This window comes from Rhodococcus sp. IEGM 1241 (assembly GCF_033142365.1).
Classification (GTDB): Bacteria; Actinomycetota; Actinomycetes; order Mycobacteriales; family Mycobacteriaceae; genus Rhodococcus_F; species Rhodococcus_F erythropolis.
In genome coordinates, this window is the sequence record NZ_JAWLSE010000004.1 from 91,012 (window position 1) to 112,359 (window position 21,348).

A 21,348-nucleotide genomic window follows, 5' to 3' on the forward strand; every position below is an offset into this window, starting at 1 on the left:
GGTCGGCGGCGGAATACGATCTTGTAACACCCGGCGGCGAGAGGATCACAAGATGTCGGAACGTATCAATTTCGCCTACGTACGGTCCACTCCGCAGTGGGATGCGCACGTACTGCGCAGTGGTCAGGTCTTGCGGCTGGCTGGCGAACAAATTCCGGACCCGGTACTGAGGGAGAAGCTCGATGCCCTGAACCGTCCTGAACGATCTCGTACCGAACAACTGATTCGTAGCCGAGATCTCCCCGACTGGCGGCGACTCCCGCAAGCCGATTCCAACCTTCGCGCTTCATACGACATATCCCTACCGTTCCCCGCCGACCCCAGCCTCGATCTCCGGTTGACCAACCTGCAGCTATTTCGTACTGGGCTCGCATTCCATGTCGTAGCGCACGAACCCACGCCCGAGGAGATGCCCTCCCTCGCCCAGCCGAGCAACGAACAGATGAATTTCGGATCCCGGATCAAACCCGTTGAACCGCACAGAATTCGACTCATTGTCGACACCATCACCGGGCCGATTCTCGCGAACTCGACCCACCCCGGCGACTACCCCGACGACCCGAATGAGCCGTGGTTGTACAGTGGCCGTTCGTGGCGTGGTATCGCCGAGAACCTGTTCGGCATCACCACGGGCGGCGAATACTTTCTCAGCCCGCCCCCTCAGGGGCCCTTGTGGATCACCGTGGCATATCCCGAGTTCGGCCTGGCTCCGACAACGATCGAATTCGAGTTACCGCAATTGCTGTGAAGGAATACTGTACGTTTCGAATGCTGTACATCCGCCAGTCAACCTCCCGGGGCCGTAGTCGGAGCGGTCGCGGGCCGCGTTTCATTGCGCGTCGGCTATCGCTTGAACCGTCTTCGTCAGAGGTTCTCCTGTGAAGGTGTTCTCCTGTCCCTCAAGATGACTGGGTTGCTGAGTGCGGCCATGTGACCGGTTCGTGAACGCACCTCTGCGCGGACGAACGTCGAAGTTGGAGGGACAGGACGCGACAGTTCGCAGGTTCCGCTGCCGGGCAACGATTCTGAGTGAATTGGTCCTGCATCGGTGTGAATGGTGACGGTGCCGAACGGCACGCCGTGGACGGTGGCCTGAACCGTGGCCGATTTGCCATGTGTATCGAGCTCGTCGCCGATCTGTGCGCACTGATCGTCAAAAGTTGCCATGAACGACAGGTCGACGGTGGTTGCGGCTGAGATCCAAGTCCGGCCAGCTTTGATGGATGTCAGGAGATCGTCTGTGTTCAATCGTTCGGCTGCAACGACATTGTGGGGTAAGCCCATCTGGCTTCTCAGATGCGTATCGCTGTTGCCGATCGCGGGGGTCCAGCGCCCGGCTGGAACGTCGACAACTAACTGACGTGCCCAATGTGCAAGGGCTCGTTCGTTGTCTGCTTGCCACGGTAGATCGGACTCCCAAGTACCGTTCCAGACTTCGACGGCATCGAACCCGACGTGCGAGTAAGCGAAGGTACCTGACGGGTAGGGCGCGTATGGGTGTGCCACGACGCATATTCCTCCGGCGTCGTGGACGAGGTCACGCTGGGCGTGGAGACCGACGACGTCGGCGTACTGCCAGTCAACGAGATGTCCGGGTGGGAGTCCGAGAGCGAGCCAATGTCCGTGAGGGGTGGTGACTTCTTCTCCGAGGATTACTGCGAACTCCTGAGCGATGTTTTCTTGTTGCCACGCGTGGTGAGCCGCGGTTGTGTTGTGATCGGTAGTGGCCACGAAGTGCAATCCCAGTAGACGAGCGGTCTCCGCCAATTCCGGTGGAGTTTGCTCCCCATCGGAGTAGATCGAGTGGATGTGGCAATCACCTCGGAACCACAGAAGCTCAGTGGGCTGTACTGGGTCAACCTTGTCGGTCATCACCACATCGTCGCAGAGGTTGCTCGGCTATAGACCTCTCGGCCATGGCCCTTCTGCTCGATCTCGACAACACTCTCGTCGATCGAGATGGGGCTTTCACGAATCGGGCGTCAAATCTATTGCGCGCCTGGGGTGGTGACGCCACAGACATGAGTGCGTCCAGACAGTACGTAATCCCTTCTCGCAGTTGGGTCCAGATCGCATGTTCAATCGCATCAGCCACCAACGATGTCATCATCGTCCTAGCCGTCCTCCAGCCCGGAATCTGCCGTGAGTGCACATCCATCACGAACGCGACATAAACCCAACCCGACCACGCCGAAACGTAAGTAGATCGGCGACCCACAACATTTTGGCGTCACAGGATTGAACCTCACTGCACCAGATCGTCCGCGCGATGTCCTTGTGGATCGGCGATGGCGGTGCGCTTGGTTGGTCATGCCTCTTCGTGCGCATTCGAGCCCGAAGACACCCATCAATCGTGCACCGTGCCACATCAATGCCCTCACTACGCATTTCCAGCCACACCTTGTGTGCACCGTAGACCGAATAATTCTCGGTATGCACACGGCTGACCTCGGCTTGAAGTTCTTCGTCGCGCACAGTCCGCTGGCCCCTCGACTGCAGGAGCGGCACCCGAAGATAGTCGAACCGGCATACCGACACCTCCGGATCGCGCAGAATGGTAGTCGGCGTACACGCGGATGAACCCGGGGAGCGGTGCAATGATCCGACGACGGCTCGGCCAAGCATTAATGGTGATCGCGCTCGCCTCCGCGGCCGTTTCGACCGCGCCCGTCCACGCGCAGGAACCGTCGCCAATCACGACGCCGGGCACAGTGACCGCGGCAACTTCCCTGCCGCACTCCTTCTGGATTCCCGGCGCCGCCAACGCATCAAAGCTCACGTACTGGTCCACAGGACCGCTGAACCGGCCCGCGTTGAGTACGGGCGCGCTCTTCCTGCCCCCCGGCGACCCACCCGAAGGCGGCTGGCCGGTCATCTCGTGGGCTCACGGCACTGTAGGTATTTCCGACCAGTGCGCTCCCACCGTGACCGGGACCGTTGGCAGTCCGTACCTCACGAACTGGCTCTCGCAGGGCTACGCGATCGTCGCGACCGACTACGTGGGGCTCGGCACGCCGGGAATCCACGCGTACCTGGACGGACCGTCGGCGGCGCACAGCGTGATCGACATGGTGCGTGCCGCGCGTGCGGTCGAACCGTCGCTCTCACCGCGGTGGTTGGCACTCGGACAGTCTCAGGGCGGGCAGGCCGCTATGGTCACGGCAGCGATCGCCACACGGTACGCACCCGAATTGGACTACCGGGGCGCGGTCGCGACCGGGGCGCCGTCCAATCTGGAGAACCTTGCACCACTCGTGGGGCCGGACTTTCCCCGCCTGCCACTGACCGGCAGCACCGTGTTCGTCTCGTACCTCTTGGCAGGACTCCGGGCGGCGCGACCCGATCTCGACATCGATCGCTACCTGACACCACGCGGCACGGATGCCCTGGCCCGAGCCGAAACCGACTGCTACCAGGACATGGCATCGGGCCTCGGCGACGTCACGATCGGCGATCTGGTGAACCGGCCCCTCGACGATCCCGCGGTGCTGGCTGCTGCTCGCGGCATGCTGGAGATCCCGACGACCGGGTACGACCGGCCAGTGTTCCTCGGGCAGGGGCTGACGGACGAGATGGTGCCGGCACCGCTGGCTTTGAAACTCGCGGCCGAACTCGCCGCCAACCGCCAGCCAGTCACATTCCGCACATATCCGACCGGTCATATCGAGACGATGCGGGCAGCGCTCCCCGAAAGCCTCTCCTTCGTCCGGAATCTCTTCCAGCCATAAGTGAATCATGCGTTTCGTGAGAGCTTGTCCGACCCACTTTTGATCTTCTCAGCACCGTCAGGAGTGCGCGGCTGACCGAGGATCTGCCGAAGCCGAGCGTTGCAGCTACGGCGTCGAGGCTCTTGCCCCCGCCGCAGGTTGGACCGTCACCGAACATCGGGAGCGAGGCGCGTCAATAACCATAGACCTCAACATCGCATGTCCTGGGGGCCGCGGATCTAGACACGTACAGCGTCCAGGCGATCGACTTCGACGTTACGGATCGCTTGGGGCCACAGTGCGATGCGACCAGGCGAACCGACTTTGACCGTTCTGCTGAAATATTCTTCCTGGCAACAAAATTCGACTGAACCTGGTCAGGAGATGGCCTAGGTCGCTAGTCCTCGTCCTCCTACTCCGGTTCAGGCTCATCCATCCATGCTTGATATTCCGGACTCTTCAGACGCAGGTGGATCGCACTGACACCCCGGTTCAGTGTGATGACCGCTTTCGGCAGGTCCCATCTGAGAGCTGCCTCAGGTTCGGCGCTCGTGGCTGTCCCCAGGAGTGCAGTTAGTGCCACATCGAGGTTCGTGAATCCTTCGACCAGCAACGGACGCACCACGGTCATGGGCGTAGCATCATCTGCCACGTCCGTGACTAAGATCGAGATCGAATCCATTCTATGTTGCCGCCCGAACATGTTCGCCGTCGGCCGGCCGACATGAAAGTTCGTCCGAATCGAGCCGCCAGCATGCCTGAGTTCGACGAGCTCCCATCCAGCCTGTGCGCAGAATGGTTCCAGGTCGTCGACGGCCCAGGTCCAGTCGAATTCTGCGGCGAGGCGGGCGATCCGGGTGGCGCCCTCGATGTCGACGTGCATGCGTGGATGCTATCTGCGAGTGTCAACATGACCTGCACCTGGAACGGACGCTCCTAGGAATTACACGCTGTCAGAGAACTCGGCCGCCGCGGAGGTAAACCTGCGCTGAACGCCGAGGTTAGAGATCCCGCGCCGAGTGTCGCAGCGGCGAGAACGCCAGTGTGCCTGCCGCGATTGCGAACACGATGGTGACGCCGATCAGGGTGGGGCGTTCGCCGATCGCGCCGACCAACAGGCCTGCTGTCACGGCACCGAGGGCGGCCATGGTGCGGTTGACGGAACGCCGGGCGGCATTCACGCGCCCGAGAAGCTCATCCGGAGTGAGCGCTTGCCAATAGCCCATCTCGTTCGCGTTCTCCGCGCCTGCTGCCAAGCCCTGCAGGCCAAGAGCTGCGAAGAGAAGGAGATGGCCAACAAGTGTGTCGGTCGCGAAGGTAACGAGAAGCCAGGTGAGGGGATACAGCGAGCGGGCGAGGATGACCGTTCGTCCTGGTCCGATTCGCGTGCCGATCGCATGTGCACTGGACGCTCCGAGGAGGCTTGCGACACCGAACGTCGTCAGAAGCAGGCCGTATGTGTAGGCGCTGAACCCGAGTGAGCGGAGGGCGAAGAGAGACAGCACAGTCAACGCGGCTCCGTTGGCGAGGAACCACACGTGTGTCGATATTGCGAGCGGGTTGAGAGTGCGGTGGCGGTAGGTGAATCTCAGACCCTCACGCATTTCGTTCATCAGGTTGCGGGAGCGAGAAGCGGGTCGCGGCTCGTCTACGTCGAGACCGGAATTGAGTGCGGCATCAGCGAGATAGCTGATTGCGTCGACGGCAATCACCACTGGAGCGCCGAGCAGGCCAATGAGTCCGCCTCCGACCGTTGGCCCCAATGTCGTTGCTGCTGCGTCGGCTTGGTCGAGTCGAGCGTTTGCTTTCACCAGTTGGCTGCGTGGAACCAGCCGGGGTAACAAGGACTGCATCGCAGCGAAGCCGAACACCGAGAAGGAGCCGAACAACAGCAACACGATGACCAGAACCCAGATGTGCAGAAGCCCAGCGAGCCACAGGAGCGGAACAGTCCCGAGTGCTACCGCCCGACCGACGCTGGCCCACACGAGGATTGGCTTGCGCCGCCACCGATCGACGTAAACCCCCGCGAACAACCCGAGCACCGCATAAGGAATCAACTGAGCCGCGTTCACCATACCGACTTCGAAGGGCGTCGCGTCTAGAAGCTGCACTACCAAAATGGGCATCGCCACAACTGTCACCGACGAGCCGGCCGAACTGATTACCGCGGCCGTGAGGAAGCGGCGAAATGATGAACGATTGACGGCCGGAGAAACCTCACTCATCGCTTCTACTCACGATGCCGCCACATGTCCGACTCTGCAGGTCCGTCCCATGAAGGGGACTGTAGTCGAGCACGCCCGATATGGTGCTGAGCCCGGGACGGTTGTTTGGCATTGCGAAGTTGAGAGAAGTACTCGACATGGTGACAGGGGAGCGGCTCTACCGATTCGAGGGAAGGCATCACCATGATCGAAACAGGCTCTCCCACATGCATTTTCGTGATACCCCGCACTGAAGAACGCGACGGGTACGAGAATGAGTGCTTCACCCATTACGTCCAAGGAATGTTCCACCGCTGGATGTCAGGGCGCCACAGGATCTTCGGCCCTTTTCCTCGCACGCCAAGCCGTCGCCAGCGGCACCGTCGAATGCGCATTGGCTGTCGATGAAACCCGGCGCACTCAAGCGGGTCTGGGACGACCGCCCAGCGCCGATGTTCCGTTTCGACGATCTGATGACCGAGATCCTAGGCGTCCACGACGCGCCGCGCACAGCCCAGATGTTCTATCGGAACCATGTCGACAATGCGGTGGCAAGACCGTCCTCGGTGCCTGGTGGGCAGATCTGGTCGGCTGCGGCAAGCACAGAAGCAGGTGCGTGACCCATGGCCACGCCGTGAGCGGCCCAGTCCAGCATTTCCAGGTCGTTGATGCCGTCACCGACGGCTAGGGTCCGTGTTGCGGCGACGCCCAGCTCGATGCGCAGCCTTTCCAGCATCGCAGCCTTGCTTACGCCGGCTGCGGTCAAGTCGGCCAGTGGTTCGTCTTCGTAGCACAGGCTTCGAATGCCGGGGAGGTCGAGAGTAGACAAGATTTCGGTCAGCTCCTGCCCACTGCGTCCAGGCCAGTGGATCGCTAGTCGGGTGGTCGGCGTGGTCGCAAGTTCGTCGATATCGACCAGCTCGACCTCGCCGTGGTGCATATCCGCGTCGTCGACAGGGCCGGTTGCTCTGACCCCGATGCCCGGGTTCTCGGCTACGAAGATCGCGCCGGGTAGTTGTTCGCGTAGTGCCGCGATGGGAGTGCGTAAATCGAAGACCACTTGCTCCGCGATTTTCCCGGTTGCGGCATCGATCAGCACGGCCCCGTTGGAGCAGATCGCGAACCCCGTCATGATATCGAGCTCGAGTAGGAACGGTCGTGTGGCGGGGGCGAGTCTGCCGGTGCACAGCACGACGTGGGCTCCGGATCGAACAGCGGCCCGCACAGCCGATCTCACTGCGATGCTGATCGTTTCGTGCGCGAGCGGATTCGTGTCCTCCGCGACGTGCAGGGTGCCGTCAATGTCGAGGGCAATCATCATCGGGTGGCCGGATTCGAAAACCAAGGGTCATCCTTCGATAGTGTCAACTCGACAAAATTCATCGGTAGACCGTGTGTAGGTCGGTTCGGGTGCAACATACTCGAATCGGCATTCGTCGCCCAAACAGAAGCGGTGTCCGCCACGTTATCGGCACCGTCCACAGACTCGGCGGGCGCGGCATCGCATTCCGCTCCCTCACAGAAGGATTCGACACCACCGAGGACGGACGGTGGTTCCTGAGCTGCGGTCATCGGATCACGCGAGGTCGCCCGCGGCCATGAAATGCCCGAATCAGAAATGTCAGACCTGGTTAATGAACTCCCCACAAGGTGAGACGGGTTTCTCGGACACGCTGTCGATTCGACAACTGTTGAAATCGATTTCGCTCCGGAACTGTTTTCTGTCGGCGGACGAGGGTTAGCTGGTGATCTGCACTTATTTCTCAGTCACATAAGGGAACATGTCTCATCCTCCGGTGCCTCAGAAACAGCCTTGGTCTCAACAGTTCACGGCCGATTCTGAGACTGACAGCGAAATCCGAGACCGCAGTCGGCGAACCAAAGAGGGCTTTCCACTCTGGTTGGAGGGTCCCTGGCTGGTATGCCTCGTATGCCCGCGAGATGTCCTGCAAGAACACGGTTTCCGGCGGATTGAGCCGCTACTGTGCAAAGAGTCGGAAACGGTCGTCGCGAATGGCCGCTGCCACTTGTTGGGCACTCTGTTCTTCCGCGTCGCCCGACGTGTCCAGTACATGATCGTCGAGCTCGCCGAGGTCGGAGAACTGATCCCACATCGAGAGGATTGGCCCCTCATCGATCAAGGCGCTTGGCGCGGTTCGGGCTTGGGCTCGCTTCAGCGTGACGTCGCGCTGCGGCCGGAGCACGATGTAGTGGACCGCCAAGTTCGGGTGCTGTGTCGCGTGAGTTCGGAAGTGAGGGAGCATCCACGGCCCGATGATTCCGTCGATCACCGTGGTGAAGTCGCCGCGAGCATACGTATAGGCGGCGCCGGCGATCACATCCATGACAGTCTGGTTCTGCGCATCGGACGTGGGGTCGTACGGAGGTATCGCGCCCGAAACGATGCAGTGCCAGAAGTCGTCTGTGTGCAGATGAACGCCTTTGCTGTAACCGCGGGCAAGTCTCGCGGCGAGGGTCGACTTCCCTGCCCCTGGTGGGCCGGTCAGAATGATCACTGGTGCGTCGCTCACGCACCACAACCTATCCCTATCTCGACGGCTGAAGCACCCGATTTTCCCGGCCTAGGTCCAGTGTTCTCGCCGAACGACGCGGCGATGTCGTGCGAAGCGTCGCCGCCGTCGTGCTCGCGGTTTGGCCGCGAACATTTCGGTCCCGAAATCGCACTCCGAGTTGGCCCGCGCTGGCAATTCGCCGCCATGCACCCGGATCGTGCGTTCTCGTGCGGGTAGTGGAAGCAGGGCTGGGCGGAGGGTTTCGCGGTTGTCGACGCCGTCGATGGCGGCGTCGAAGTCCCCTACGGCATCTCTGATGGAAATACGTCCAACCCTGGGGCAGCACCGCCGGAAAGTCGAGTATGGTCCGGTCATGGGCCGACTCACAGAACTACTCAAGTCCGTAAAAAAACTCGGATCGCGCAAAGACACCGCCGCCAAGCAGGAAAAACGCGCACTGGATCGGTGGGAAAACGAAGGCGACCCTGTCGCAGAGGATCCACGACAACGCTGACCTCGGACGAGTGCCAGCGCGCCTGGACCGACCAACCCAGCCAGAATGGGCCGCAACGACCTGATCGGCTCCTCAAAGCCGCACCCACACTGACTCCGGTCGGTGGATCGGCGCCCGCAGCGCAGACCCCGACGCACACAGAAATACAACAGACGTTTTCGACGGCTGAGGTCGGTCGCACTACGTCGTGGGCAGTGATGAATCCCCGTGGTGACAGGTGGCTATGACGACCACCTGAACAACAGCGTCTTCAGGCATCTCGGGGTAGTAGTTGACCCGGAGTTGTCTTGCGAAATTCGTCATGTCGGTGCCGGGTGGCTGGTGAGCTGCTAGCGGCGACAGATGAGCGAGATCGTACGTTTCTACAGCGGTGACCTGTCCTGCAAGGGGGCGGGCGGTCGGGTGATTGTCGAAGATGAAAATTGCCGGCCCTTCGTGAATGTCTTCGCGCCAGCGGACGGTGGAAACTTTCGCGCCAGAAACCACTGCCGTGTAATGCTTCTGATGAAAGTGCACGGTTTGAGCAGGAGCGCAGGTCGTCATGTTCGCATTGTCCACTAAGCACGGCCAGCACCAAGGCGGTCCTACCCTCGATGGCGGCGGCCGGAAGCGTGGCCTTCGCGCCCCCGCAGGGTCGGCCGGCTTTCCCGGCAGGCATCGCCGCGCAGGGACTGGTCGGTGGAGCGGAGGGAATCCTCCTCCGTCTCCAAAGTCACGTCATAGGAGGCCTTCTGAACCTCGGAGTACTTCTGGTGCGAGGGCTCGAGCGTCGAGCACGAGAGCGGAAGCCGCACGACAGCGTGTGGATTTGGTTGTCATCTGGCTCCACCCGCATCTAACCCTTGGGTTCTAGTGCTACGACTCCTGTCATCCGCGGTGCCACGTTCTCACCGGAAACTGCGCGGTTAGAGATCGGCAGCCGCTGCTGAAGTGACGAAGAGGTGGTCGAGTGCCCAGACTTCGATGCCCCCTCCAGTGTGGGCGGAGGGGGCATCGAAGTGACGAAGGTGTCGGAGAGTAGCTAGATCAGTTCCCGATCCTGAAGAATGAGCTGGACGACAGAGGTCCGGAGCTCGCGCTGGACGTTCAGGGGAGTCGCACCGCTTCCGGTCGTTAGAGTGGAAGTAGTTCTACCGCAAGGAAATTGAGTGAGTAACTCGTTTACTGGTAGAGGCGGAGAGCAGAACCGTTGAGCGTTTTACCGAATGAGAGCCCGGCCTTGTTGAAGTACAGGTTCGTGATCGCGTCGGCAAAGGTCACAGCAGAAGCCGATTTCACGATCTCCGACTCTGCGTCGGCCCAGGCATCACAGGCTGCTTCGCCAGTCAATCCGGAGGCCTTTGTTACTGCTGCGTCGTATGCGGGGTTGCTGATAGACGAGAAGTTCTTACCGGCTGCGGGAACGGGTCCGCTGAAGTATCCGGTGAACGTGCTCGGGAGCGAAGAATTGATCTGGATCCACGCGATGTCCCACGCGGTGTTGTCCTTACCGCTGAGAATGATGTCGATGATCCGGTTTTCGTCGCCACCTGTCACCTCGACGTTTGCACCGAGTTGGGTCCACGCCGACTGCGCGAGTTCGGCTGCTGCATTTCGCGGATCGTCGACACCGTCGTAGACGAGGCGCAGGTTCAGCGGCTTTCCGTCCTTGCTTCGCTTGCCGTCTACGTTGGCGGTCCAACCAGCGGCGTCCAGGGTTGCTTGTGCCGCACTGAGATCGAACTCGGGAAGATTGGCGGTCACAGAGTCGTATACGCAGGCGCGCGGTTCGACGGCGACGAGACTGGTTGCCCGAATCCCGTTTCCTGCGGTGACGACCTGAGCGAGGTCATCGAGATTGACCGCTTGGATCAGTGCCGTGCGGACGGCGGGATCGCTGGTCGGGTTGGTTGCTGTCTGATTGAAGTACATCTGACCGGCCGACATCGGCCGTTTGATCGAGGTAAAATTGGCGGCCTCGATTCGGCTCTTGTCCGGCCCGTCGATCGGTGCTGCGTGGAGTTCGCCCGACAGAAGCTGGTTCGCGGAAGTGCTGACATTCGGTGCTACTGAGGCGATTACGGTCTTGGGGACACCTGGTGTGTCGGAGGTGGTGCCGTCGGGCCCCCAGTTGTAGCCCTCGCGGCGCTCGAATGTGTAGTGACTGCCGGCGGCGATTTCGGTGACTTGGAACATGCCGGTGCCGAGCGAGGCTTTGTTCGATGCCGTCGGGTCCTTCACTCCGGCCTCGCACAGGATCGGGAGGCGCCCGACATTAAGGAGCAGGAACGGGCTGGGAGTCGCAGTGTTCACCATGACGGTACGCGTAGCGGGGTCAACGGTCGCCGATGCACCGGTAGGGACAACCGAGCCACGCAACCGTGAACCGTTGTCCGGATTGGCGACGAAGTTGATGTTGTCCGCGACGGTCTGGGGGGTCAACGTGGACCCGTCGGTACAGGTCACGCCTTCACGGATGGTGAAGGATGCAGACGTCGGGGTTTCATCCCACTTTTCTGCCAACCACGGTCCGACTTTGCTGGTATCGGGATCCTGGTAAACCAGGGAGTCGTAAGCCAACCGCGAAATCTCGCCGGTAGCAGAGGATGCCGTCATGACCGGGTTGAGTGCGCCTGGATCGGCCTCCAGTGCAAATCGGAAGGTTCCGTCAATGAGGGGGTCACCGCCGCCGGGGCCCGAGGACGTGCCTCCCGAGCCGCAGGCGGACAACACGAGAGCGAGCCCTGCGGCCGCTGCAAGTGTTGGATAGGAGCGGTGTTTCATGGTGCCTCCGTGATGGAGCCGGGGCCCGAGCAAAAAGATGAGGGCGCGGTTAAGTGTTGACCGCTAAATCTTGACGCATGACGTGACGCCCATCTCAGTCGATTCTCACAAGAATCTGGTCGGTTTTTGTCCGTTCCCACGAGAATTGAATTGACAAGTAATTACCTGTCGACAATCGGGCAGCGACCGGTGAAACAGGCGGGTTAAGTCGGTTGCCGCCGCCCGCTGGTAGAGGTGCGAGACAGAAGCGACCTATATGGAAATGAAGATTTCTGCATGGGCGTGGACCTGAAACAGGGTCGCATCGAGCCAGCGGTCGCGAATTCAGTGCGGCGGCGTTAGACGAGCGCGGAATACGAGCCACCGTCACCGAGAACAAGGCAGTTCGAGTGGGATTTCATTTCGGTGTTCGACCTCAAATATGTCGGATAAGCCCTAGTCCGTAGGTAAAAGGTTTGGCCCCCAAGTCTGTTGGTAGATTCCATTGGTCGTTGCAACATATCGGCGGCGGTGCGGGAGTCATGATCACGCGACGAGCAAGCGTTCGAGTACGCGCAGTGCCGCGGACGTGGAGTCGGTGTGCGCGTTGTGGGCGAGCACCCATCGGTCGACTTCCGTGAGGACGGCGATCAGTAGGTGTAGTTGAAGCTCCAGGGGGGTGTCGAGGTCAATCTGGCCGAGGTCGCGGCCTCTTTCGAGTGCGTGTGTGAGCCAGTTCGTTATCGAGTGGCGAAGAGCGTCGAGCGTGGGTGAGGGCGGGACGTCGGCGGCGTGAAGCAGGCGTCCGGCAATCTGGGTGCGTGGGTCCGAGGTGGCGGCGATCTGGAGTTGATCACCGAGTTGACGTATCTGCGGCCAGAAGCTGTGCTGATCGAGTGAGTCGATGTTCGGTGGTGTCACCGCTGCGCGCAGCGCGTCCATTCCGGCTTCCACGGCGCGCTCGAACAGTGTCGTCTTGTCCCCGAAGTAGTGGTAGAAGGAGCTCTTCGGGAATCGCGCCTCGGCCAGGATCGAGTTGAGCGAGGCCCGCTCGAAACCGTGTGTTGCGAATGCGACGCCGGCGGCATCGAGTAGCGCGCGAGAGCGCGCCGGGTCCAACGGTCGTGCGGGACGCGCCATCACGTTTCCTCCATCTCATTGTTGCCGGCTATCCGAGGTGGCCCGACGTTCCCATTGTCCAGGTGGGCCGACAGGACCTCCTTTGGCGTGTCGAAGTCATCGCATGGCAGTACCGTATTCTTGGACTAAGCAGTACATGAATAGAAGGGGTGCACGTGGAAGCGCAGACCGTACTAGTTGCCGGGGCGACGGGGTATATGGGTAGGTACCTGGTGCGTGAGCTCCATCAACGCGGCTATCGGGTGAGGGCGCTGGTGCGTTCACGCGATCGGGCGGAGGGCTCGGGGGCGTTCGGAGCTCCATCTCTAAGCGGCCTGGTAGACGAGTGGGTGATCGGAGACATCGGCGATCGCAGTACGATTCCAGATTTGTGTCACGGTGTGCACCGGGTGGTTTCAGCGTTGGGTGTGACGAGGCAACACGCTGACCCCTGGGACATCGATTTTCAAGCAAACTTGCGTCTGCTGCAGTTGGCGGAGCTGGACTCGGTGTCGTCGTTTCTGTTTGTCAACGTCATGCATGTCCACGAGGGCACCTCGATGGTGATGCGGTCGAAGGCGGCGTTCGTGGAGGCGCTGCGGCGGAGCGAGGCGGCTTCGCAGATCGTCAATCCCTCGGGGTACTTCTCGGACGCTTCCGAGTTCCTCGACATGGCCCGTCGCGGCCTTGCGTTCGGCCTCGGTGCCGGAACTGCGCGACTGAACCCGATCCACGGCGCCGACCTCGCAGCCTTCTGTGTCGACCGACTCGGGGACGAGTCCGGTGAGTGGAATGTCGGTGGCCCGGACATCTACAGGTATCGCGACATCGTGGACTTGGCGTTCGCCGCGGTGGACAAGCGGCCCCGAATGGTCTCGGTCCCTGCCGGATTCGTCCGGCCTGTCATCTGGACCGCGGATCGCCTGGGGCCGCGCCCGTCGTCGCTGGCTCGATTCTTCATCGAAGGGCTCCAACGTGAGTCGGTGGGCGAGCGGACTGGCACTCACCGTCTCTCCGACTACTTCCGCGACCTCGTGTCAGCGGATCAGGAATCGTAAGTGACCCTTCGCGCAGCGCATGACACTGCCAAGCCCTCACTCTGAGTAGTGCTGAGCCGAGCCTCGGGTGGTGAGGCACTATCGCCTTCACACGATTGGAGCTGCGGAACAGGACATTTTCGCGGAGAAACTTTCGCGGGGATAAACGAATCGATTCTGGTCGAACCCATGAGGGGAAACATGACTATCTTCTTCGACATCATGCTCGTACTCTGCGTCGTCTCCATAATAGTGTTTTCTGGATACGTTCTTTATCGCTTGGTGACAGACGAATCGAACCTGCGATAGCCAGTCGCTTCGACGTGTGGGTGCGGCGGGGGCCGATCGTCCTATAGATCCGCACCATCGCAATGGATTTCAGGGCGAGCCTCGCACGCAAGATGTGATATCCGCGAGTTTCGCCTGAATATAGGCACGCAGCACTTCTTTCTGTGCGATCTTCCCTGTCTTTGGTCGAATTCTATGAAGCGGCTCGGTTGTTGGCATCGTGCGGGCGGCACGCGGCCGGTCTCCGGATGCGCGTTCCTGCGCAATTCACGGTCGATCGGCGATGATCATACGATCACTCTCGTTCAAGTAGGGTCGTGACTTTCAGGACCGAGCGAACATCAGTTCATCCGAAGCCGAGGATCGATTTTGTCGTTCGGCCTGGTCAGGCAGTGCGTTTTCGCCACGTGATAGAGCTCGGCGGACAGGACGGTGGTGAACGCGGCCGCCGATGCGCTGTGCCCTTCGAGACGCGATTTGACGGTGTTCTTGCCTTCGGTCATCAGCGCATGAAGATCAGCGGACTCGCTACGAGGGACGTTGATTGCGCCCATCAACTTCGGGGACGCCAACGGCTCGAGCAACCGGCACATGCGCTGACCACGTCGTCGGAGGAGTCGGACTTCGAGTCCGACGCCTGGCCGTTCGGCGTGCCAGTCCGGCAGATCCCTTTGCAAGACGGTGCGCACTAGTTTGACGTTGCCGGAGGACGCCCAGATCCGCGGGTCCATCAAGTCCTTGTCCTTGACGGCCGCGGAGTAGGGGTAACCGCGCATGCGCATTGCGGTTTTCCGTTCCAGTAGCCGGCGCTGCTGGTGTCGTCCATCGGCATGGCCTGGACCATCCCTCTGCTCGTCGTTTGCCGCGTCAACCGACGTGGACGTGGGGCCGTCGGGACTGGTCGGGTTCGGCGCGACGTAGAACCTCACGGGTCACCGGAGCGGTTTCGCCCTCACCGATGAACAGGAAGCGGAGCAGGTACATGATCGGATTTCCCTCCGTCCACTCGAAGTAGACGTCGGGAATCACGCCGGTGATGTCTCTCGTCCGCAGGAGAACCGCCGCAATGGTGTTGGGGACGGCAGGGCTGTCGACCCAGAGGATCCGGTGCTCACCGCGCTGTCGGCCGTGGACGAGGAGGTCGGTGCTGAATTCGGAGGAGTCTGTGACATTTACTTCGATGAAGATGATCGACTCCGCCTCCGGGATGTTGCTTTCGGCGCGCTGCTGCGATTCCTTCTGCCGATACTCGTCCTCGTCGAGACGATCGACGTCGTGCGCCACCATCGCGAGGTAACCCTTCTCGGCTGCCTCGGCGATGAATCGCAGTGCAGTCTCGTCGAATTCGACAGAGGTTGCCCGTAGTTCGAAGGCTCGCGAGATCCGGGAAAGGAAGGACACCACCATGATCGCGGCGATGAAAAACGACGCCACTTTCACACCGTCTGGACGTTCGAAGATGTTCGCGATCGTCGTGTAGACGAACAAAACTGCGACAAAACTGAACCCTACGAACAGTTTTCGCTGACCGTGCTTGCGGGCGGACAGGGCAACGGCGACGGTCGCCGACGAGATGAGCACGAGGACACCGGTTGCGTACGCGGAACTCTGAGCGTCGACACCGGCGTCGAAGTAGATCGTGACGGTGATGGCGATGACGCTGAACACGAGGACCAGCGGACGCACGGCGCGGGCCCACGACGGCGCCATGCCGTAGCGGGGGAGATACCTCGGAACAAGATTGAGCAACCCTGCCATTGCCGACGCACCGGCAAACCAAAGGATGAGGATCGTGCTGAGATCGTAGACGGTTCCGAAGATCTCACCCAGATAGTCGTGCGCGAGGAAGGCAAGCGCACGTCCGTTGGCAGCGCCTCCGGGTTGGAACTCGTTTTCTGGGATCTGGATGGTGGTGACCAGGCTCGACGTCAGCAGGAATCCACTCATGATCAGCGCCGCAGTGGTGAGCAGGCGCCGTGCGCCTTTGATGCGGCCACGTGGATTCTGTTCGGTGTCGTGCGGATCGCCCTTGATCTGCGGCATGACCGCGACGCCGGTTTCGAAGCCGGACAGACCGAGAGCCAACTTCGGGAAGACGATCAGCGCGATCAGGATCATCATCGCCGGGTTTCCGTGCTCGGTGGTCATGGCGCGCGTCCAGTCGGTGACCAACGACGGCGCGGTCGCGATGTGCCACAAACCTACGGAGATGACCACCACGTTCAAGGCGAGGTAGACGGCGACCAATCCGACCGCGATACCGATAGCTTCGGTGAATCCGCGGAGGAATACCGCGGCGAGGAGCGCGAGCAGAACAAGGGTGACGGCGACGGTGTGTCCGGAGAGAAAGGTTGGAGCAAAAGGGTTCTCGACGAGGTGTGCCGTGGCATCGGCAGCCGAGAGCGTCATAGTGATGAGGAAATCGGTGGCCGCGAAGCCGAGAAGCACGAGAACGAAGATCTTGCCGCGCCACTTGGGTAGCAGCTTCTCGAGCATGGCGATCGAGCCCTCGCCGTGCGGACTCTCGCGAGCCACTCGCCGGTAGACCGGTAGAGCGCCGAAGAGTGTCAGCAGGATCAATACGACTGTCGCGATGGGAGCCAACGTGCCGGCCGCCAGTGCCGCGATACCGGGTTGGTAACCGAGAGTGGAGAAGTAATCGACACCCGTCAGGCACATCACCTTCCACCACGGGTGGCGCTTCTCCTTCTTCGGCGCCATCCGGTGTGGCCCCAGATGTCCGGCGGGTTCCTCGGTGATGTCCGCGAGCAGCCAGGCCTCGGTGCGTTGTTTCACAGACGGAGCCCTGTTGTCGGCCGGAACCTCGTTGTCGGCTGCGGTCACCACGGCGTCACGGCTTCAGATAGACATCGTTGAGCGTGACCGTCCGCAGGTTCCGGCTTCGGATGATGTCCACCAGTTGCGGATACACGTGGGTCACGGGCAGATAGTTGAGGTGTCCGATCACTATGGCCCCCGGATTGAAGTACTGGTTCGCCATCTGCAGGATGTACTCCTCGGTGATCAACGAAGAATCCGACAGCGACCCGTACCAGAGGGTGGGTACGGTGTAGCCGACGCTCGCGGCCACGGAATCGACTGTCGCGTTGTGCCTTCCATACGGCGGCCGAAAGTACGGCGCCGCATCCACGCCGTAGGTGTTGCGCAGGAACGTGCCGTTCTTCGTCAGCTCGTCGGCGATCTGCTGCTTCGACACTGACGTCAGATCCGGGTGCGAGTAGGTGTGATTGCCGAGCTGAATTTGTCCGCTCTCGACAAGAGGTCTGAGAAGTCCGGCGTTTTCGGTCCACGAGTTGTATTGCCCGTTGACGAAGTACGTCAAACGGATGCCGGTGTCTTTTGCGAACTGTGTGTAGAGGCGCACGACTTCGGAGCTGGCTCCGTCGTCAACCGTCAGGGCCAACAGATCCCCGCCGCCGGGCAGGGCGGTCAACGATCCGCCGGCGGGCAGCGGCACCCGGGCAGACGGCGGTGGAGGCGGCAGCAAGGCAGGCGGGAGATTCGGAACAGCGGCGGGGCCTGCTGGCTCGTCGGCTGCGGCGACGGCCGTCCCGACGGAACGTGACGAACAAGCGGTTCCCATGGTCACTGCGGCGGTTCCGGTCAGAGTTGCTGCTGCGAGGGCACTGAGGAAGCGTCGGCGGTCCACAGGGCGGAGCCTAGAGCAGATTTGCCCAATTCGGACTTCATTCTCAGCGTTCTTTCAGCGAATGACCAGCTGTGTCCGGTATCGACAGGTTCTACTCAGGAACGGTGGATAGCGTGTCGGCCGTGGAACCGCGACCTCGACACTCGGCAACCAGGCACAGGCGTAGGCGTCAACCGCAGCGGTCGACGCTCTCGGTAGGGCGCAAGCTGGCGGCGGCGTCCCTGTCGACGACGATTCTGGTGGGCGTCGGAATCGGGTGGTATGTGCAGTCGGATCTGACGTCGGGGATGTACCGGTCGGATGCGCTCTCCGCCCTCGGTGACGACGCCGGAAGTTCTCTCGACGGGGATACCAACATCTTGTTGATCGGGCTCGACAGTCGCAAGGCGATGGACGGCAGTGACCTGCCGGCAGAGTTCGTCACCGACAAGTTGCACGCAGGGGACAGTGATGTGGGTGGGTACAACACGAACACGCTTATCCTGCTCCATGTTCCGGGCGATGGTGGCAAGGCCAGTGCGGTGGCAATTCCACGCGACGATTACGTCGCGGTACCCGGCTATGGAATGGCCAAGATCAAGGAAGCCTACGGAATGGCGAAGGCTGATGCGGACGCCAAACTCGTAGCGGACGGTGTGACGGATCCTGCTGCACGAGAACAACAAGCGCGTGAAGTCGGTCGGCGGTCGACACTGACCACCGTGCAGAATCTGCTCAAGGTTCCGATCGATCACTTTGCCGAAGTGAACCTGATGGGCTTCTATGACGTCGTCTCGGCTATCGGCACTGTTCAGGTGTGCCTCAACAATCCGGTGCAGGATGACTTCTCGGGCGCCAACTTCCCGGCGGGGGTTCAGACTCTCGATGCGTCACAGGCACTTTCGTTTGTCCGTCAACGCCACGGCCTGGACAACGGGGACTTGGATCGCACCCACCGGCAGCAGGCTTTCATCAGCGCGGTGATCGCCAACTTGAAGAGCTCCGGCGTCATCGGAAACATTCCGAAGATGACGGCACTGGCCGACGTGGTGAAGAAGGACGTGGTGATCGATTCCGCCATGGATCCCGTCCGATTCGCTTCTCAGGCAAGCGCTCTCGCGGGTGGGAACATCGACTTCTACACCCTGCCCATCGAGGGATACGAGACCGTCGACGGCCAGGACGTCAACATGGTCGATCCGGCGCGTCTGCGTAGTGAAGTGTCGCGGATCTTCGCGGGAGGTGACTCGGCATCTGCACCTGCGATGGACACCGCGATCTCGACCGGGAACGAAGTTGTGGACATCCGCAACGGAACCGCGACGGACGGGTTGGGCGCCGCGTTGGCAGCGGCGATGAAAGCGTCGGGAGTCGAAGTCGGAGAGGTGAGCACCGCAGCTGCGACGGCAAAGTCGGTGGTCAGCTATGGAGTCGGCGCCAAAGTCGTCGCAGAGGCGCTGGCCGAGCAGTTGGGCGTGGCCGCAGTGCCGAACGAGCAGGCAGCGGCCGAATCAGTGTCTGTACTGATCGGTGAGGACAATGCGCAGACCGTGTTCTCGGCCGCTCCGGCGCAGTCGGACTCCTCGGTATCCGCCGGCACAGTTCCCGACACGGGAGCGCAGGGATCACCTATCCGAGCGGACGCGAATGGCGGCATTCCCTGTGTGGACTAACTCTCAGGTAATTCGCACGAAACTCACGCTGACTTCTTCGATCTGCGGGTCTACATTGGAGAAGTCGAACTCAGTCGGGTACTTCACCTTTGGGGTACCTGACTGAGATTGCGTAGTTGAAAGGATCACCGACATGGCTACAACAGCAGCGGTACAGAATCCGACACGCTCACGTGCCAGGACCATGTCCTTGTCCGAGTACGTGGCAGAGCATCCGGCGCAGCGCGTTTTCCCGCCCACGAGTGAGCGGGCGGCCAGGATGGCGATGCTCATCATGTTCGCCCTGATGGCCGTCACCCTCGTCGTACTGGTACTTGACGAGGCAGGAATCTTCGGATGAAGGCAGCGGTCTTCGGCTGAGCCCGACCTTTAGTTACTCTTGAGTAATGACTGAACAGAAGAGCTGGAATGCGTTCACCGTCGAGCGCGAAGACAACATCGCCCAGGTGACGCTGATCGGGCCGAGCAAGGGCAACGCGATGGGGCCGGATTTCTGGAATGAACTCCCCGAAATCTTCGCCGACCTCGACGCCGATCCCGAGGTGCGTGCAATCGTCATCGCCGGTTCCGGCAAGCACTTCTCGTTCGGCCTGGACCTGCCGGCGATGAGCGGTGAATTCGGTGCCGTCCTCGCGGACAAGGCTCAGGCAGGCCCGCGCACCAAGTTCCACGACATGATCAAGCGCATGCAGTCGGGCATCAATGCCGTCGCAGACTGCCGCAAGCCCGTCGTTGCAGCTGTTCAGGGCTGGTGCATCGGCGGCGGCGTCGACCTCATCACGGCGGCGGACATCCGCTACGCAAGTGCCGATGCCAAGTTCAGCATCCGCGAGGTCAAGGTCGCGATCGTCGCAGACATGGGCAGCCTCGCGCGTCTGCCCGCGATCATCGGTGACGGACACCTGCGTGAATTGGCTCTGACCGGCAAGGACATCGACGCAGCGCGCGCCGAGAAGATCGGTCTCGTCAACGACGTTTTCGAAGATGCCGACGCGGTACTGGCCGCGGCGCGCGCGACCGCCAAGGAGATTGCGCTCAATCCGCCGCTCGTGGTCCACGGGATCAAGGACGTGCTCGATCACACCCGCAGCGCGAGCGTGAACGACAGCCTTCGCTACGTCGCAGCCTGGAACGCGGCGTTCCTGCCGTCGCAGGATCTGACCGAGGCCATCACCGCCGTCTTCCAGAAGCGCCCGCCGGTCTTCCAGGGTGAGTAGAAACTGCAAGGGTGAGTAAAAACAGCACAAAAATCCCCGCACATCTTCCGATGTGCGGGGATTTTCGTAAGGCCTGAGAACTCGAGCTCAGTGACCGCCGTTGGCAGCGAGACGCTTGATCGAAGCCTCGATCTCGGCCTCTGCCTCGGCGCGGCCGACCCAGTTGGCTGCCTCGACGTGCTTGTTCGGCTCGAGGTCCTTGTAGTGGACGAAGAAGTGCTTGATCGCATCGAGCTCGAACTGTGAGATGTCACCCAGATCCTGGATGTGATCCCAGCGGGGGTCACCGGCCGGAACGCAGAGGACCTTGTCGTCTCCGCCGGCCTCGTCGACCATCTTGAACATCGCGACTGCGCGAGCCTCGACGATGACGCCGGGGAAGACCGACTCGGGGAGCAGGACCATGGCGTCGAGCGGATCGCCGTCCTCACCCAGGGTGTTTTCGATGAAGCCGTAGTCGGCCGGGTAGCCGAAAGCTGTGTAGAGGTAGCGATCGAGTTTGACGCGACCGGTTACGTGGTCGACCTCGTACTTGTTGCGCTGACCCTTGGGGATCTCGATGGTGACGTCGAACTCCACGCCGATTCCTCGCTGTCGTGTCGGTAATGATTCGTCGGAAGGATATCGGGTCAAGGATAAGGTTGCCTGACCACCCAGTAGGCAGAGCACAGACGGAGGGGCG

The 21,348-nt window shown here is 61.3% G+C and carries 21 protein-coding genes; 7 read left to right on the plus strand and 14 right to left on the minus strand.

The genetic code is table 11. From position 1 onward, the window contains the following. Positions 1 to 52 precede the first annotated feature (52 nt). Positions 53 to 748 (plus strand): hypothetical protein, encoded by a 696-nt coding sequence (locus tag R4P70_RS18870; RefSeq protein WP_054826768.1) that lies wholly within the window; start codon positions 53 to 55, stop codon positions 746 to 748. A gap of 116 nt (positions 749 to 864) precedes the next feature. Here the strand turns inward: R4P70_RS18870 and R4P70_RS18875 are convergent, their stop codons facing one another. From R4P70_RS18875 to R4P70_RS32750, 3 genes are read right to left on the minus strand one after another with little or no spacing between them, the layout of a single operon-like run. Next, entirely contained in the window at positions 865 to 1,872 is a 1,008-nt protein-coding gene (locus R4P70_RS18875; protein WP_167349900.1) for a CehA/McbA family metallohydrolase, read from the minus strand. Beyond that, positions 1,856 to 2,218, minus strand: a complete 363-nt coding sequence (locus R4P70_RS32745; protein ID WP_411742479.1) for a DDE-type integrase/transposase/recombinase — start codon at positions 2,216 to 2,218, stop codon at positions 1,856 to 1,858. The genes R4P70_RS18875 and R4P70_RS32745 overlap by 17 nt, the downstream gene beginning before the upstream one ends. Further along, positions 2,158 to 2,625 (minus strand): IS3 family transposase, encoded by a 468-nt coding sequence (locus R4P70_RS32750; RefSeq protein ID WP_411742480.1) that lies wholly within the window; start codon positions 2,623 to 2,625, stop codon positions 2,158 to 2,160. The genes R4P70_RS32745 and R4P70_RS32750 overlap by 61 nt, the downstream gene beginning before the upstream one ends. Here R4P70_RS32750 and R4P70_RS18880 point away from each other — a divergent pair. Next, on the plus strand, positions 2,598 to 3,728 hold the full coding sequence (locus R4P70_RS18880) for a lipase family protein (protein WP_256261732.1): 1,131 nt from the start codon (positions 2,598 to 2,600) through the stop codon (positions 3,726 to 3,728). The two genes, R4P70_RS32750 and R4P70_RS18880, sit on opposite strands and share 28 nt — an antisense overlap. 391 nt (positions 3,729 to 4,119) lie before the next feature. Here the strand turns inward: R4P70_RS18880 and R4P70_RS18885 are convergent, their stop codons facing one another. From R4P70_RS18885 to R4P70_RS18905, 4 genes are all read right to left on the minus strand, one after another. Continuing rightward, complete coding sequence (locus tag R4P70_RS18885; RefSeq protein WP_054826769.1) at positions 4,120 to 4,590, minus strand: DUF6301 family protein; 471 nt, start codon at positions 4,588 to 4,590, stop codon at positions 4,120 to 4,122. 118 nt (positions 4,591 to 4,708) lie between these two features. Next, positions 4,709 to 5,935 (minus strand): MFS transporter, encoded by a 1,227-nt coding sequence (locus R4P70_RS18890; protein WP_070161528.1) that lies wholly within the window; start codon positions 5,933 to 5,935, stop codon positions 4,709 to 4,711. A gap of 502 nt (positions 5,936 to 6,437) precedes the next feature. Next, positions 6,438 to 7,259, minus strand: a complete 822-nt coding sequence (locus tag R4P70_RS18900) for an HAD-IIB family hydrolase (protein ID WP_141751457.1) — start codon at positions 7,257 to 7,259, stop codon at positions 6,438 to 6,440. A gap of 634 nt (positions 7,260 to 7,893) precedes the next feature. After that, positions 7,894 to 8,445, minus strand: coding sequence for an AAA family ATPase (locus R4P70_RS18905; protein WP_317831125.1), 552 nt, complete (start codon positions 8,443 to 8,445; stop codon positions 7,894 to 7,896). A 355-nt stretch (positions 8,446 to 8,800) separates the two neighbouring features. On the opposite strand from R4P70_RS18905, the gene R4P70_RS18910 reads away from it, so the two are divergent. Continuing rightward, positions 8,801 to 8,941, plus strand: coding sequence for a hypothetical protein (locus R4P70_RS18910; protein ID WP_317831127.1), 141 nt, complete (start codon positions 8,801 to 8,803; stop codon positions 8,939 to 8,941). 180 nt (positions 8,942 to 9,121) lie between these two features. Here R4P70_RS18910 and R4P70_RS18915 read toward each other — a convergent pair whose 3' ends face one another. From R4P70_RS18915 to R4P70_RS18925, 3 genes are all read right to left on the minus strand, one after another. Continuing rightward, on the minus strand, positions 9,122 to 9,484 hold the full coding sequence (locus R4P70_RS18915) for an ASCH domain-containing protein (protein WP_317831129.1): 363 nt from the start codon (positions 9,482 to 9,484) through the stop codon (positions 9,122 to 9,124). Positions 9,485 to 10,102: 618 nt separating this feature from the next. Beyond that, positions 10,103 to 11,704 carry an ABC transporter substrate-binding protein gene (locus tag R4P70_RS18920; protein ID WP_317831131.1) on the minus strand — a complete coding sequence of 534 codons (1,602 nt, stop codon included), beginning with the start codon at positions 11,702 to 11,704 and terminating at the stop codon, positions 10,103 to 10,105. A 525-nt stretch (positions 11,705 to 12,229) separates the two neighbouring features. Beyond that, positions 12,230 to 12,823: a TetR/AcrR family transcriptional regulator gene (locus R4P70_RS18925; protein WP_113682057.1), complete on the minus strand. Its 594-nt coding sequence runs from the start codon at positions 12,821 to 12,823 to the stop codon at positions 12,230 to 12,232. 155 nt (positions 12,824 to 12,978) lie between these two features. On the opposite strand from R4P70_RS18925, the gene R4P70_RS18930 reads away from it, so the two are divergent. Beyond that, positions 12,979 to 13,860 (plus strand): SDR family oxidoreductase, encoded by an 882-nt coding sequence (locus tag R4P70_RS18930; protein WP_133727755.1) that lies wholly within the window; start codon positions 12,979 to 12,981, stop codon positions 13,858 to 13,860. A 608-nt stretch (positions 13,861 to 14,468) separates the two neighbouring features. Here the strand turns inward: R4P70_RS18930 and R4P70_RS18935 are convergent. The 3 genes from R4P70_RS18935 to R4P70_RS18945 form a co-directional block, all read right to left on the minus strand. Then, a complete protein-coding gene (locus R4P70_RS18935) occupies positions 14,469 to 14,909 on the minus strand; it encodes a hypothetical protein (RefSeq protein WP_133727754.1) in 441 nt (146 codons plus the stop codon). An 85-nt stretch (positions 14,910 to 14,994) separates the two neighbouring features. Next, the gene (locus R4P70_RS18940) at positions 14,995 to 16,974 is read right to left on the minus strand and encodes an amino acid permease (RefSeq protein ID WP_133727753.1); all 1,980 of its coding nucleotides are present in this window, start codon (positions 16,972 to 16,974) and stop codon (positions 14,995 to 14,997) included. A 4-nt stretch (positions 16,975 to 16,978) separates the two neighbouring features. Further along, a complete protein-coding gene (locus R4P70_RS18945) occupies positions 16,979 to 17,797 on the minus strand; it encodes a polysaccharide deacetylase family protein (RefSeq protein ID WP_317831137.1) in 819 nt (272 codons plus the stop codon). Positions 17,798 to 17,919: 122 nt separating this feature from the next. On the opposite strand from R4P70_RS18945, the gene R4P70_RS18950 reads away from it, so the two are divergent. The 3 genes from R4P70_RS18950 to R4P70_RS18960 all read left to right on the plus strand — a co-directional run bounded on the left by R4P70_RS18950 (position 17,920) and on the right by R4P70_RS18960 (position 20,666). Beyond that, a complete protein-coding gene (locus tag R4P70_RS18950) occupies positions 17,920 to 19,449 on the plus strand; it encodes an LCP family protein (RefSeq protein ID WP_230544148.1) in 1,530 nt (509 codons plus the stop codon). Positions 19,450 to 19,582: 133 nt separating this feature from the next. Further along, positions 19,583 to 19,789, plus strand: coding sequence for a hypothetical protein (locus R4P70_RS18955; RefSeq protein WP_124568973.1), 207 nt, complete (start codon positions 19,583 to 19,585; stop codon positions 19,787 to 19,789). Positions 19,790 to 19,835: 46 nt separating this feature from the next. After that, positions 19,836 to 20,666, plus strand: a complete 831-nt coding sequence (locus tag R4P70_RS18960; RefSeq protein ID WP_021333819.1) for a crotonase/enoyl-CoA hydratase family protein — start codon at positions 19,836 to 19,838, stop codon at positions 20,664 to 20,666. An 87-nt stretch (positions 20,667 to 20,753) separates the two neighbouring features. Here R4P70_RS18960 and R4P70_RS18965 read toward each other — a convergent pair whose 3' ends face one another. Next, a complete protein-coding gene (locus tag R4P70_RS18965; protein WP_003941181.1) occupies positions 20,754 to 21,245 on the minus strand; it encodes an inorganic diphosphatase in 492 nt (163 codons plus the stop codon). Positions 21,246 to 21,348 lie beyond the last annotated feature (103 nt).

Coding starts and splice junctions, on each gene's coding strand:
- R4P70_RS18870 (WP_054826768.1), top strand. CDS start 53: ATGTCGGAACGTATCAATTTCGCCTACGTACGGTCCACTCCGCAGTGG.
- R4P70_RS18875 (WP_167349900.1), bottom strand. CDS start 1,872: ATGACCGACAAGGTTGACCCAGTACAGCCCACTGAGCTTCTGTGGTTC.
- R4P70_RS18880 (WP_256261732.1), top strand. CDS start 2,598: ATGATCCGACGACGGCTCGGCCAAGCATTAATGGTGATCGCGCTCGCC.
- R4P70_RS32750 (WP_411742480.1), bottom strand. CDS start 2,625: ATGCTTGGCCGAGCCGTCGTCGGATCATTGCACCGCTCCCCGGGTTCA.
- R4P70_RS18885 (WP_054826769.1), bottom strand. CDS start 4,590: ATGCACGTCGACATCGAGGGCGCCACCCGGATCGCCCGCCTCGCCGCA.
- R4P70_RS18890 (WP_070161528.1), bottom strand. CDS start 5,935: ATGAGTGAGGTTTCTCCGGCCGTCAATCGTTCATCATTTCGCCGCTTC.
- R4P70_RS18910 (WP_317831127.1), top strand. CDS start 8,801: ATGGGCCGACTCACAGAACTACTCAAGTCCGTAAAAAAACTCGGATCG.
- R4P70_RS18915 (WP_317831129.1), bottom strand. CDS start 9,484: ATGACGACCTGCGCTCCTGCTCAAACCGTGCACTTTCATCAGAAGCAT.
- R4P70_RS18920 (WP_317831131.1), bottom strand. CDS start 11,704: ATGAAACACCGCTCCTATCCAACACTTGCAGCGGCCGCAGGGCTCGCT.
- R4P70_RS18925 (WP_113682057.1), bottom strand. CDS start 12,823: ATGGCGCGTCCCGCACGACCGTTGGACCCGGCGCGCTCTCGCGCGCTA.
- R4P70_RS18935 (WP_133727754.1), bottom strand. CDS start 14,909: ATGCGCATGCGCGGTTACCCCTACTCCGCGGCCGTCAAGGACAAGGAC.
- R4P70_RS18955 (WP_124568973.1), top strand. CDS start 19,583: ATGGCTACAACAGCAGCGGTACAGAATCCGACACGCTCACGTGCCAGG.
- R4P70_RS18960 (WP_021333819.1), top strand. CDS start 19,836: ATGACTGAACAGAAGAGCTGGAATGCGTTCACCGTCGAGCGCGAAGAC.